Source organism: Mesorhizobium sp. LNHC209A00, from assembly GCF_000502915.1.
Taxonomy (GTDB): Bacteria; Pseudomonadota; Alphaproteobacteria; order Rhizobiales; family Rhizobiaceae; genus Mesorhizobium.
Genome location: NZ_AYWT01000005.1, coordinates 1 through 13,193 on the forward strand (window position 1 = coordinate 1; position 13,193 = coordinate 13,193).

Consider the following 13,193-nt stretch of genomic DNA (forward strand, 5'->3'; position numbering starts at 1 on the left):
GCTGCCCCTCATCCGCCTGCCGGCACCTTCTCCCCGTATAGGGACGGGGCGAAGGAAGGGGCTTCAGCGCCGTCCTCGCCCGGTTTGCGGGGAGAGCATGAAGGACAGCGCGGACTTGTCGTCGAAGCGACGCTCGAAGCTCCACCAGCTGAAATCGCCCCGCCTATTCGCCAGCCTGCACCGGTCGAGACGCAGCCGGTCATTGCCGAGGTCGCGCCCGAGCCTCAACCGGTTCCGCAGCCCGCCCGGGAGCCAAAACCCGTTCCCGGCAAGGTGACGGTCGCCAGGAAGGTCGAGCAGAAGGCCGAGCCGCAGAAGGCGCCGGAACCGGCGCCGAGGCAAACCTGGTTCCAGCGCATGCGGGACGGGCTAGCCCGGTCCTCGCGCGAACTGACCGGCAACATTGCCGGCGTCTTCACCAAGCGCAAGCTGGACGAGGAGACGCTGCAGGACCTGGAGGACGTGCTGATCCGCGCCGATCTCGGCGTCGAAACGGCGCTGCGCGTGACCGATTCACTGGCCGCCAGCCGCTACGGCAAGGATGTTTCCGATACCGACGTGCGCGCCGTCATGGCGGCCGAGGTGGAGAAGGTGCTCGCCCCGGTCGCGAAGCCACTCGAGCTCGACCTCTCGCACAAGCCGCATGTCATCCTGGTGGTCGGCGTCAACGGCACCGGCAAGACCACGACCATCGGCAAGCTCGCCGCCAAGCTGACCGATGGCGGCCTGTCGGTGATGCTGGCCGCCGGCGACACGTTCCGCGCCGCCGCGATCGAACAGCTGAAGATCTGGGGCGAACGCACGAAGTCGCCCGTCATTGCCTCCAAGCTCGGCGCCGACGCCGCCGGTCTCGCATACGATGCCTTCGAACGGGCAAAGGAAGCCGGCTCCGACGTGCTGATCATCGACACCGCCGGCCGGCTGCAGAACAAGACCGAACTGATGGCGGAGCTGGAAAAGATCGTCCGCGTGCTGGGCAAGCTCGATCCCGAAGCGCCGCACACCGTGCTGCAGACGGTCGACGCCACGACCGGCCAGAACGCACTCAACCAGGTCGAGATCTTCCGCAATATCGCCGGCGTCAACGGCCTGGTGATGACCAAGCTGGACGGCACGGCGCGGGGCGGTATTCTGGTGGCGATCGCGGCAAAGCATAAATTGCCGGTCTATTTCATCGGCGTCGGCGAACAGGTCGACGACCTCGAACCGTTTTCCGCAAGCGAATTCGCCAGGGCGATCGCTGGAGTGGCTTGAACAGGCATGTTGCCGGAAGTGAGGCTTCCGGATGAGCGTGCGTTAGAAGGAAACCATGAACCCACCCATTCTCGAACGCGATCCGTCCGACCCGCAGAAAGAGAAGAAGGAAGGCATCAATCCCGTGCTCAAGCTGGCGCTGGAGCTTGGGCCGCTGCTCGTCTTCTTTTTCGCCAATGCGCGCGGCGAGTGGCTGACGCAGAAATTGCCCGTGCTGGCTGAATTCGGCGGCCCTATCTTCGTCGCCACAGGCCTGTTCATGGCCGCAACCGCGATCGCGCTGATCGCCTCATGGCTGCTCACCCGCACCTTGCCGATCATGCCGATGGTGTCGGGGGTCGTCGTCTTCATCTTCGGCGCGCTGACGCTTTATCTGCAGGACGACGTTTTCATCAAGATGAAGCCGACCATCGTCAACACGCTGTTCGGCGGCGTGTTGCTCGGCGGCCTGTACTTCGGCCGCTCGCTCCTCGGCTATGTCTTCGAGTCCGCATTCAAGCTCGATGCCGAAGGCTGGCGCAAGCTCACCTTCCGTTGGGGCCTGTTCTTCCTGTTCCTGGCCCTCGTCAACGAAGTCGTCTGGCGGAATTTTTCCACCGACGCCTGGGTTACGTTCAAGGTCTGGGGCATCATGCCGATCACGCTTCTGTTCACCTTCAGCCAGATGCCGCTGATCCTGCGCCACTCGCTGGACGACAAGGCCGGCGGCGAAGAGAAAGTCGGCAAATAAGGTTGCAAAGGGGAGAGCCATGGAATTCGTCACCACCCAGGAGGAGCTGCGGACGATCTACAAGACGCCGCGCCCGACCGATGGCTCGATCCGCAAGGAATTGAAGGCGCTCGACGCCCATTGCCGCTCCTTCATCGGCAAGAGCCCATTCGTGCTGATCGGCTCGTCCGACGGCGAAGGCAATGCCGACGTCACCCCGAAAGGCGACAAGCCCGGCTTCGCCGCCATTCTCGACGAGAACACCATCGCCATCCCTGACCGGCCCGGCAACAATCGGCTGGATACTCTTGAAAACATCATCCGCAATCCCTCGGTCGGGCTGCTCTTCCTCATCCCAGGCATGAACGAGACGCTGCGCGTCAATGGCGATGCCCGCATCACCGTCGATGCCACCTTGCGCGAGCGCCTTGCGGTCGACGGCAGGGAGCCGCAAAGCGTCATCGTGATCGTGGTCAAGGCCGCCTATATGCATTGCGCCAAGGCTTTCATGCGCTCCGATTTGTGGAAGCCCGACAGCTGGCATGATCGCGCCACGCTGCCGACGCTCGGCCAGATCCTGCGCGACCAGCTGGCACTGGCCGATTCGGCCGAGGCGACCGACCGCTGGCTGGACGGCGAGTACAAACAGACGATGTGGTAGGGTTCTCGGCCCCCGATTCGTCTGGACTGGTCCGCCTTGCTCAACCTCATTGCGATATCCGGCAGCCTGCGGGCGGCCTCCACCAATTCGGCCCTGGTCGCGGCACTGGCGCTGAACACGCCAGCGGGCTGTCGCGTCACCGTCTATGACGGGCTTGGCCGGCTGCCGATCTTCAACCCCGACGCCGAGGGCGAGCGGACGCCGCGCGACGTCTCCGATCTGATCGAGGCCGTCACCGGCGCGGACGGTGTCATCGTCTCCTGTCCCGAATATGCCCATGGCGTGCCTGGCGGGCTGAAGAATGCGCTCGACTGGCTGGTTTCGCGCGACGCCGCCGTCGGCAAGCCGGCGATGCTGGCGCACGCCTCCCCACGCTCGCTCTACGCCCGCGCGGCGCTGGCGGAGATCATGCGGACCATGTCGTTCGCGCTTTGCGAAGAGGCCGTGCTCGAGGTTTCGCTCCTCGGCAAGAAGCCGGCGGAGGTTGAACGCATTCTGGGAGAGCCGGCAAACGTGCGGACAATTCGCGATGGCCTGTCAGCCTTCGCGGCGTTCATCCGCTCGCGTCAAATTTGAGCGGACTCGTGCCAAATCTGAGCGGACGCCGTCGTGTCGTCGTCCTGGAAGGACCGGAGGCGTCGGCCAATCGCTACAGCCGATAAACGTACATCACAAAGGTCTCCGCCTCGTCATGCGCCTCCTTGCGCCCCCCGTAAAGTGCGCGGGCAGGCAGATTGTCCGGCTCGGTGCCGACCCATGCCTCTTCGCAGCCTTGCTCACGGCCGAGCGCGAACATGGCGTCGAGCATTCCGCGCGCGATTCCCTGGCGCTGGAAAGCTGGCGAGACGCCGACCTCGTCGACATAGAGTTCGGGCGCCTTGTCCGGATGGCGGTGCATGATCGCCGCGCATTGGCCGACGACAACGTCCTCGGCCAGGGCCACGATCATGAAATGGCCCGATTGCGCGAGATAGCTGGCAAGGCGATCGGGCCGCACCGGCTCGTCGAACACGTCGTCGGCAATCCGCATCACAAGGGCGTCATCTCCCGGATATAGCCTTCTGATCTCAACCGCCATTGTGTAAATTCTCCCAAGTAGGCTTACAAATTTTGACGTTTACGTAAATCCCGAACACACTAACCGATTGAAAATGCAGGGGTCGAAATAATCGTTTGAATTTATTCCGCACCAGAGCTATTGGGTGCGGGAAATTCGCGGTTCCCCGCAGCGGTCCGGCCTCTTCCTCGACGCCGTGTTGGCGCGTTACAGACAAAGGGAAATCATCCTCACATGGCACGCAACAAGATAGCGCTGATCGGCTCGGGCATGATCGGCGGCACACTCGCCCACATGATCGGTCTCAAGGATCTCGGCGACGTGATCCTGTTCGATATCGCCGAGGGTATCCCGCAAGGCAAGGGCCTCGATATCGCGCAGTCGTCGCCGGTAGATGGTTTCGATTCCCGGCTGACTGGCGTCAACGACTATGCCGGCATCGAGGGCGCCGATGTCTGCATCGTCACCGCCGGCGTCCCGCGCAAGCCGGGCATGAGCCGCGACGACCTGCTGGGCATCAACCTGAAGGTCATGGAGCAGGTTGGCGCAGGGCTGAAGAAGTACGCGCCGAAGGCCTTCGTCATCTGCATTACCAATCCCCTCGACGCCATGGTGTGGGCGCTGCAGAAGTTTTCGGGCTTGCCCAAGACCCATGTCGTCGGCATGGCCGGCGTGCTCGACAGCGCGCGCTTCCGCTACTTCCTGGCCGAGGAATTCAAGGTTTCGGTCGAGGACGTCACCGCCTTCGTGCTCGGCGGCCACGGGGATTCCATGGTGCCGATGATCCGCTATTCCACGGTGTCGGGCATTCCGCTTCCCGACCTGATCAAGATGGGCTGGACCTCGAAGGAAAAGCTCGACCAGATCGTGCAGCGCACCCGCGACGGCGGCGCCGAGATCGTCGGTCTTCTGAAGACCGGCTCGGCCTATTACGCGCCGGCGGCCTCGGCTATCCAGATGGCCGAATCCTACCTCAAGGACAAGAAGCGCGTGCTGCCTTGCGCAGCACACCTCTCCGGTCAGTATGGCGTCAAGGGTACCTATGTCGGCGTGCCCGTGGTGATCGGCGCCGGCGGTGTCGAGCGCGTCATCGAGATCGACCTCAACAAGGCCGAGCAGAAGATGTTCGAGGCATCGGTGGCGACCGTGCAGGGCCTGACCGAGGCCTGCGTCAAGATCGCGCCGCAGCTCGCCTCGAAGTAACCCCGCCCAAACGTCACCCCGGCAAAACGACCCTGGAGATAGTTCCCGATGAACATCCATGAATATCAAGGCAAGGCGCTGCTCAAGAGCTTTGGCGCGCCGGTGGCCGAAGGCGTGCCGGTTTTCAAGGCAAGCGAGGCGGAAGCCGCGGCACAAGCGCTGCCCGGCCCGCTCTATGTGGTCAAGAGCCAGATCCATGCCGGCGGCCGCGGCAAAGGCAAATTCAAGGAGCTCGGCCCCGATGCCAAGGGCGGCGTGCGGCTGGCGAAGTCGGTGGCCGAGGTCGTTGCCAACGCCAACGAGATGCTCGGCCACACGCTGGTGACCAAGCAGACCGGCCCGGCCGGCAAGCAGGTCAACCGCCTCTATATCGAGGACGGCGCCGACATCGAGCGCGAACTCTATCTCTCCATTCTGGTCGACCGCTCGGTCGGCCGCATCGCCTTTGTCGTCTCGACCGAGGGCGGCATGGACATCGAGGGCGTCGCGCACGACACGCCGGAAAAGATCATCACCGTCGCCATCGATCCGGAAAAGGGCGTTACGGCTGAGGACGTCAAGGCGCTCAACGACGCGCTGAAGCTCGACGGCGAAGCGGCCAAGGATGGTGGCACGCTGTTCCCGATCCTCTACAAGGCCTTTGTCGAAAAGGACATGAGCCTGCTCGAGGTCAACCCGTTGATCGTGATGAAGAACGGCCGCCTGCGCGTGCTCGACGCGAAAGTGTCGTTCGACAACAACGCGCTGTTTCGCCACCCCGATGTGCTCGAACTGCGCGATACCACCGAGGAAGACGAGAAGGAGATCGAGGCGTCGAAATACGACCTCGCCTATGTCGCGCTCGACGGCAATATCGGCTGCATGGTCAACGGCGCCGGCCTTGCCATGGCGACGATGGACATCATCAAGCTCTATGGCGCCGAGCCCGCCAACTTCCTCGATGTCGGCGGCGGCGCGTCCAAGGAGAAGGTGACGGCGGCGTTCAAGATCATCACCAGGGATCCGGCGGTCAAGGGCATCTTGATCAACATTTTCGGCGGCATCATGAAGTGCGACATCATCGCCGAGGGCGTGATCGCCGCGGTCAAGGAAGTTGGGCTCAAGGTGCCGCTGGTCGTGCGCCTGGAAGGCACCAATGCCGAGCTCGGCAAGAAGATCATCAACGACAGCGGCCTGAACGTGGTTTCGGCCGACGATCTTGACGATGCGGCCAAGAAGATCGTGGCGGCGGTGAAGGGCTGATCCGGTGCCTCCACGCAAGATAAACCTGGTTGAGGCGGCGGATCAGAAGATCACCGCGGTCTTCGATCCGCATATCGCCGGCGACATCAATGACAGCCAGGCCAAGGTCGCCAAGTTCGGCGAGGTCTTCGACTGGCACGCGCATGACAATGAGGACGAAGCTTTTCTCGTGCTGCGCGGCAGGATCGCCATCGATTTCCGCGACGGGCCGATCGAGCTCGGCGAGGGCGACTTCATCGTCGTGCCGCGGGGCGTCGAGCATCGCCCGCGTTCGCTGACATCGGAGCCGGTGGTTCTGATGTTCGAACCGGCGACGACACTCAACACCGGCAATGCCAAGAGCGGCCTGACGGTCACCGATCTGAAGCGGCTCTGACCGATGAACGCGGCCTCCTTCTCCTCGCTCTCTGACGGTCACCAGCGCTTGCAGGCGCTGGTCGGCGCGTGGCGCGGCGAGGAAGAGGTCTCGGACACGCAATGGGCCGATGGCGGCCCAGCGACGTCCGAAGTGCTGGCGCAGGCTGAGTTCGGCGGCCAGTTCGTGGTGCAGCGCTATCGCCAGCGCCGCGACGGTACGATCTCGTTCGGGTCGCACTGCGTGTTCGGCTTCGACCAGCAGAACAGCCTCTTCACCATGCATCAGTTCGATTCGATGGGCTTTGTGCCGGTGTCGCCGGCGACAGGCACGTGGGATGGCAACACACTGACGCTGCTGCGCTCATCGTCGCGCGGAGCCGCGCGCGTGAGTTACGATTTCGATGGCGGTGACAGCTATCGCATGCGGTTGGAGTTTCAGCCGATCGGCAGCGATGCTTGGCAAGACATGGTGAGAGGCCTCTACCGGCGCGTTTTGCCTTCCGAGTTGAGGGAAGGCTGATCGATGGAGATCCTGCGCAAGGCCGTTGAAGAATTACACATAAACACACATATTATGGCTGTGTATTTATGTGGAGATGGACCATGAAGAACGTCACCCTGGCCATGGACGAGGCTCTGCTTGAACAGGCGCGAGGCCTTGCCGAACGTCGCAAGACGACGCTCAACGCCCTCATTCGTTCCCTGCTTGCGCACGAAGTCGAGCAGGAAGACCGGATTGCTTGGGCCAAGGCGGGAATGAAGCGGCTCATGGACGAGGCCGCGAAACGGAGCGATAGCGCCGACACCCCCTACAAGTGGGATCGAAGGGACGCCTATGCCGACCGGGAAGATCGATTGCTTTCTCGACACGAACGTCCTGATCTACGCGGCTTCGGAGAAGAATCGTGATCCGCGCCGCGCGCCAATCGCTGAAGAGCTGGTATCGAGCACTGTCTTTGGCCTGTCGGGCCAGACTTTGGCCGAATTCACCGCAGTGGCGCGCGGGAAATCCCTCCTTGGCGATGATCTGCTCGACCAGTGGCTGGTCCTCCTCGGCACCTGCCCGTTGGTGCCTGTCGATGAAAGCTATGTTCGCGCGGGACTGGACCTCGCGCGACGTTACGGAATTCACTACTACGACGCCGCGCTTCTCGCAGCGGCCGGGTATCTCGGCGCGCCGATTTTCTACACCGAAGACCTCAACCACAACCAGGTTTATGGCTCGGTCCGAGCCGTCAATCCTTTCTTGTAATCGCTGAATTCAGAGGCGTAATCACCCATGTCCATTCTCGTCGACAAGAACACCAAGGTGCTGGTGCAGGGCCTGACCGGCAAGACCGGCACGTTCCATACCGAACAGGCGCTGGCCTATCACGGCACCAAGATGGTGGGCGGCATCCATCCCAAGAAAGGTGGCGAGACCTGGACCGGCTCGAAGGGCGAGAGCCTGCCGATCTTCGCCACCGTCGCCGAAGGCAAGGAAAAGACAGGCGCCAACGCCTCCGTCATCTACGTGCCGCCGGCGGGCGCCGCGGAAGCCATCATCGAGGCGATCGAGGCGGAGATCCCGCTGATCGTCTGCATCACCGAAGGCATTCCGGTGATGGACATGATCAAGGTCAAGGCGCGGCTCGATCGCTCGGCCTCGCGACTGATCGGACCGAACTGCCCGGGCGTGCTTACCCCTGACGAATGCAAGATCGGCATCATGCCCGGGAACATCTTCCGCAAGGGCTCGGTCGGCGTTGTTTCGCGCTCGGGAACACTTACCTATGAGGCTGTGTTCCAGACCACCAATGTCGGCCTCGGCCAGACCACTGCCGTCGGCATCGGCGGAGACCCCGTCAAGGGCACCGAGTTCATCGATATGCTCGAGATGTTCCTGGCTGATGAAGAGACCAAGTCGATCATCATGATCGGCGAGATCGGCGGTTCGGCCGAGGAAGACGCCGCGCAGTTTCTCAAGGACGAAGCCAAGCGTGGTCGCAAGAAGCCGATGGCCGGCTTCATCGCCGGGCGCACCGCGCCGGCGGGCCGCACCATGGGCCATGCCGGCGCGGTCATCTCCGGGGGCAAGGGCGGCGCGGAAGACAAGATCGCGGCGATGGAATCGGCCGGGATAAAAGTCTCGCCGTCGCCGGCACGGCTGGGCACGACGCTGGTCGAGGCGATCAAGGGTTAAGGCAGTAGTGAGTAGCAGGTAGTCAGTAGTGAAGACGGGAAGAACGGGTGAGTAGCAGCTGAGCCGAAAATTCCATTTTCCACTCACTACCCGCTACTCACTATTCCCTCGAAAGGAGACGGAGCCAGGCTCCGCTGAAACGACATGGCAAGACAAGATCAGGCCAACGACCAATTTTCGCTTACCTCTTTCCTCTATGGCGGCAATGCCGATTACATCGACGCGCTCTACGCGGCGTATGAGGACGATCCCGCCTCGGTCAATCCCGANCTATGGCGGCAATGCCGATTACATCGACGCGCTCTACGCGGCGTATGAGGACGATCCCGCCTCGGTCAATCCCGAGTGGCAGGAGTTCTTCGCCGGGCTGAAGGACGATGCCGGCGATGTGCGCAGGAACGCCAAGGGCGCTTCGTGGGCGAAACCTTCCTGGCCGCTGCAGGCCAATGGCGAGCTGGTGTCGGCGCTGGACGGCAATTGGGGCATCGTCGAGAAGCACCTGGAAAAGAAGGTCAAGGACAAGGCCGTCACCAACGGTGTCGTGCTGTCCGACGCCGATGTGCACCAGGCGACACGCGATTCCGTGCGCGCCATCATGATGATCCGCGCCTTCCGCATGCGCGGCCATCTGCACGCCAATCTCGATCCGCTCGGCATCAACACGCTCGAGGATTACAACGAACTGTCGCCGGAGAATTACGGCTTCACCGAAGCCGACTACGACCGGCCGATCTTCCTCGACAATGTGCTAGGGCTCGAATTCGGCAGCATCCGGCAGATGCTGGAGATTCTCACCCGCACCTATTGTTCGACGCTCGGCGTCGAGTTCATGCATATTTCCGATCCCGAGGAAAAGGCCTGGATCCAGGCGCGTATCGAGGGCGCCGACAAGGAGATCTCGTTCACCGCCACCGGCAAGAAGGCGATCCTGCAGAAGCTGGTCGAGGCGGAAGGCTTCGAGCAGTTCATCGATGTCAAGTACAAGGGCACCAAGCGCTTCGGTCTCGACGGCGGTGAATCGCTGATCCCGGCGTTGGAGCAGATCGTCAAGCGCGGCGGCCAGCTCGGCATGAAGGAGATCGTGCTCGGCATGGCCCATCGCGGCCGCCTCAATGTGCTTTCTCAGGTTATGGCCAAGCCGCACCGAGCCATCTTCCACGAATTCAAGGGCGGCTCGGCGGCCCCCGACGAGGTCGAGGGCTCGGGCGACGTGAAGTACCATCTCGGTGCCTCGTCGGACCGCGAGTTCGATGGCAACAAGGTTCACCTGTCGCTGACGGCGAACCCTTCGCACCTGGAGATCGTCGATCCCGTGGTGATGGGCAAGGCGCGCGCCAAGCAGGATTCCCTGTTCGGCCGCGGCCGCGAGGAGATCGTGCCGCTGGAAGAGCGGGCCAAGGTGCTGCCGCTCTTGCTGCATGGCGACGCCGCCTTCGCCGGCCAGGGCGTGATCGCCGAGATCCTCGGCCTGTCGGGCCTGCGTGGCCACCGCGTCGCGGGCACGCTGCACTTCATCATCAACAACCAGATCGGCTTCACCACCAATCCGCGCTTCTCGCGCTCATCGCCCTATCCGTCCGATGTCGCCAAGATGATCGAGGCGCCGATCTTTCACGTCAATGGTGACGATCCGGAGGCTGTGGTGCACGCCACCAAGGTGGCGATCGAGTTCCGCATGAAATTCCACAAGCCGGTGGTCGTGGACATGTTCTGCTACCGCCGCTTCGGCCACAATGAGGGCGACGAGCCGGCCTTCACCCAGCCGCTGATGTACAGCAACATCCGCACCCACAAGACGACAGTGCAGATCTATGGCGATCGCCTGATCACCGAAGGGCACATCACCCAGGCCGAGCTCGATCAGATGAAGGCCGACTGGCGCGCGCATCTGGAAGCCGAATGGGAAGTCGGCCAGCACTACAAGCCAAACAAGGCCGACTGGCTCGACGGCGCCTGGTCAGGCCTGCGCACGGCCGACAACCAGGACGAGACAAGGCGCGGCAAGACCGCGGTACCGGTCAAGACACTGAAGGAAATCGGCAAGAAGCTGACCGAGGTGCCGAAGGGTTTCGAAGCGCACAAGACGATCATCCGCTTCCTCGAAAACCGGCGCCAGGCGATCGAGTCCGGTGAAGGCATCGACTGGTCGACGGCCGAGGCGCTGGCTTTCGGCGCGATCCTGCTCGATGGCAATCCGATCCGGCTTTCTGGCCAGGATTCCGAGCGCGGCACCTTCTCGCAGCGCCATTCCGTGCTTTACGACCAGCGCGACGAGACCCGCTACATCCCGCTAAACAATCTGTCGGCGGCGCAGGCCGGTTACGAAGTCATCAACTCGATGCTGTCGGAAGAAGCGGTGCTGGGCTTCGAATATGGCTACAGCCTGGCCGAGCCGAAGGCGCTGACGCTGTGGGAGGCGCAGTTCGGCGACTTCGCCAACGGAGCCCAGGTGGTGTTCGACCAGTTCATCTCGTCGGGCGAACGCAAGTGGCTCAGAATGTCTGGCCTCGTCTGCCTGCTGCCGCATGGCTATGAAGGCCAGGGCCCGGAACATTCTTCCGCCCGGCTGGAGCGCTTCCTGCAGCTCTGCGCCGAAGACAATATGCAAGTCGCCAACTGCACGACGCCGGCCAACTACTTCCACATCTTGCGCCGGCAGCTGAAGCGCGACTTCCGCAAGCCGCTGATCCTGATGACGCCGAAGTCGCTGCTGCGCCACAAGCGGGCGGTGTCGACGCTGCCGGAAATCTCGGGCGAAAGCTCGTTCCACCGGCTGCTGTGGGACGATGCCCAGCTGTTGCCCAACCAGGCGATCAAGCTGACCAAGGATTCCAAGATCCGCCGTGTCGTGCTGTGCTCGGGCAAGGTCTATTACGACCTCTATGAGGAGCGCGAGAAGCGCGGCATCAACGACATCTATTTGCTGCGCGTCGAACAGCTCTATCCGTTCCCGGCCAAGGCGCTGATCACCGAGCTGTCACGCTTCCGCAACGCCGAGATGGTGTGGTGCCAGGAGGAGCCCAAGAACATGGGTGCCTGGTCGTTCATCGATCCGTATCTGGAATGGGTGCTGGCGCATATCGACGCCAAGCATCAGCGGGTGCGCTACACCGGCCGTCCGGCGGCCGCGTCGCCGGCTACCGGGCTGATGTCGAAGCACCTCGCCCAGCTCGCCGCCTTGCTCGAAGACGCGCTCGGCGAATAAGCAGAACAGAACCGAAAGAACGGACAGGCACAATGGCTACCGAAATCCGCGTTCCCACACTCGGCGAATCCGTCACCGAAGCGACCGTCGGCAAATGGTTCAAGAAGGTCGGCGATGCCATTGCCGCGGACGAGCCGCTGGTCGAGCTCGAGACCGACAAGGTGACGATAGAGGTGCCCGCCGCCGCCGCCGGGACGCTCGGTGAAATCACAGTTGGGGAAGGCGAGACGGTCGGCGTCGGCGCCCTGCTCGGGTCGATTTCGGCCGGTGGCGCGGCTGCTCCCGCGACCAAGCCGCAAGCGGTCGCGCAGGCGTCCAGCCCTGACGCGGCATCCACCACCAAGCAGGCCGCGGCCGAGACCGCCAAGGTTGCCGGCGATGCCGGACCGGTCGAGCCGCGCACCATGCCGCCGGCGCCGGCGGCGGCAAAATTGATCGCCGAGAACAATCTGTCGGTCGACCAGCTCTCCGGCTCGGGCAAGCGGGGCCAGGTGCTGAAGGGCGACGTGCTGGATGCCATCTCCAAGGGTGCGCCGTCGCAGCCGGCCGAGACGCCAAAGGCAACGCCGGCACCGATCGCGGTTCGGGCGCCGTCGTCGGGCGACGATGCATCGCGCGAGGAGCGCGTGCGCATGACCAAGCTGCGCCAGACCATCGCGCGCCGCCTGAAGGAGGCGCAGTCTACCGCCGCCATGCTGACCACCTTCAACGAAGTCGACATGTCGGCGGTGATGGCGCTCAGGACCAAGTACAAGGACGTTTTCGAGAAGAAGCACGGCGTGAAGCTCGGTTTCATGGGCTTCTTCACCAAGGCCGTCACCCACGCGCTGAAGGAAATCCCCTCGGTCAATGCCGAGATCGACGGCACCGATATCATCTTCAAGAACTATGCCCATATCGGTGTCGCGGTCGGCACCGAAAAGGGTCTCGTGGTTCCGGTCGTGCGCGATGCCGACCAGATGTCGATCGCCGAGATCGAGAAGGATATCGGCCGGCTGGGCATCGCCGCGCGCGACGGCAAGCTGTCGGTCGCCGACATGCAGGGCGGCACCTTCACCATCTCCAATGGTGGCGTCTACGGGTCGCTGATGTCGACGCCCATCCTCAATGCGCCGCAGTCGGGCATTCTCGGCATGCACAAGATCCAGGACCGGCCGGTCGTGGTCGGCGGCCAGATCGTGATCCGGCCGATGATGTATCTGGCGCTCAGCTACGATCACCGCATCGTCGACGGCAAGGAAGCCGTGACCTTCCTGGTGCGGGTCAAGGAAAGCCTGGAGGATCCGGAACGGCTGGTGCTCGATCTCTGAGGCGGTCGGATGG

Annotated in this window: 13 protein-coding genes and 1 pseudogene; 13 read left to right on the forward strand and 1 reads right to left on the reverse strand. The window is 63.1% G+C overall.

The genetic code is table 11. The annotated features are described in order from the left end of the window. The 4 genes from ftsY to X739_RS151295 all read left to right on the forward strand — a co-directional run. Positions 1–1,254: signal recognition particle-docking protein FtsY (gene ftsY, locus X739_RS151310; RefSeq protein WP_031252053.1), on the forward strand; the 1,254-nt coding region annotated here is incomplete at its 5' end. 55 nt (positions 1,255–1,309) lie between these two features. Then, positions 1,310–1,984 (forward strand): septation protein A, encoded by a 675-nt coding sequence (locus tag X739_RS151305; protein ID WP_023763224.1) that lies wholly within the window; start codon positions 1,310–1,312, stop codon positions 1,982–1,984. A gap of 19 nt (positions 1,985–2,003) precedes the next feature. After that, positions 2,004–2,624, forward strand: coding sequence for a pyridoxamine 5'-phosphate oxidase family protein (locus X739_RS151300; RefSeq protein WP_023775437.1), 621 nt, complete (start codon positions 2,004–2,006; stop codon positions 2,622–2,624). Between the two features lie 36 nt (positions 2,625–2,660). Continuing rightward, positions 2,661–3,200: an NADPH-dependent FMN reductase gene (locus X739_RS151295; RefSeq protein ID WP_023794777.1), complete on the forward strand. Its 540-nt coding sequence runs from the start codon at positions 2,661–2,663 to the stop codon at positions 3,198–3,200. Between the two features lie 73 nt (positions 3,201–3,273). On the opposite strand, the gene X739_RS151290 is transcribed toward X739_RS151295, so the two are convergent. Continuing rightward, positions 3,274–3,702: a GNAT family N-acetyltransferase gene (locus tag X739_RS151290; RefSeq protein ID WP_023775435.1), complete on the reverse strand. Its 429-nt coding sequence runs from the start codon at positions 3,700–3,702 to the stop codon at positions 3,274–3,276. Positions 3,703–3,915: 213 nt separating this feature from the next. On the opposite strand from X739_RS151290, the gene mdh reads away from it, so the two are divergent. From mdh to odhB, 9 genes and pseudogenes are all read left to right on the forward strand, one after another. Further along, complete coding sequence (gene mdh / locus X739_RS151285) at positions 3,916–4,884, forward strand: malate dehydrogenase (protein WP_023775434.1); 969 nt, start codon at positions 3,916–3,918, stop codon at positions 4,882–4,884. Positions 4,885–4,932: 48 nt separating this feature from the next. Beyond that, positions 4,933–6,126 carry an ADP-forming succinate--CoA ligase subunit beta gene (gene sucC / locus X739_RS151280; RefSeq protein WP_023794778.1) on the forward strand — a complete coding sequence of 398 codons (1,194 nt, stop codon included), beginning with the start codon at positions 4,933–4,935 and terminating at the stop codon, positions 6,124–6,126. Positions 6,127–6,130: 4 nt separating this feature from the next. Further along, entirely contained in the window at positions 6,131–6,502 is a 372-nt protein-coding gene (locus X739_RS151275; protein ID WP_023794779.1) for a cupin domain-containing protein, read from the forward strand. A 3-nt stretch (positions 6,503–6,505) separates the two neighbouring features. After that, positions 6,506–7,003, forward strand: a complete 498-nt coding sequence (locus tag X739_RS151270; protein ID WP_023794780.1) for a DUF1579 family protein — start codon at positions 6,506–6,508, stop codon at positions 7,001–7,003. An 83-nt stretch (positions 7,004–7,086) separates the two neighbouring features. Continuing rightward, on the forward strand, positions 7,087–7,392 hold the full coding sequence (locus tag X739_RS1000000169315) for a hypothetical protein (RefSeq protein WP_023784120.1): 306 nt from the start codon (positions 7,087–7,089) through the stop codon (positions 7,390–7,392). Continuing rightward, complete coding sequence (locus X739_RS151265) at positions 7,319–7,735, forward strand: PIN domain-containing protein (protein ID WP_023794781.1); 417 nt, start codon at positions 7,319–7,321, stop codon at positions 7,733–7,735. The genes X739_RS1000000169315 and X739_RS151265 overlap by 74 nt, the downstream gene beginning before the upstream one ends. Positions 7,736–7,762: 27 nt before the next feature. Next, a complete protein-coding gene (gene sucD, locus X739_RS151260; RefSeq protein ID WP_023794782.1) occupies positions 7,763–8,665 on the forward strand; it encodes a succinate--CoA ligase subunit alpha in 903 nt (300 codons plus the stop codon). Positions 8,666–8,809: 144 nt separating this feature from the next. After that, positions 8,810–11,870, forward strand: a pseudogene (locus tag X739_RS0134380) (2-oxoglutarate dehydrogenase E1 component). Between the two features lie 32 nt (positions 11,871–11,902). Further along, positions 11,903–13,180, forward strand: a complete 1,278-nt coding sequence (gene odhB, locus X739_RS151255; protein ID WP_023794783.1) for a 2-oxoglutarate dehydrogenase complex dihydrolipoyllysine-residue succinyltransferase — start codon at positions 11,903–11,905, stop codon at positions 13,178–13,180. Positions 13,181–13,193: the final 13 nt, after the last annotated feature.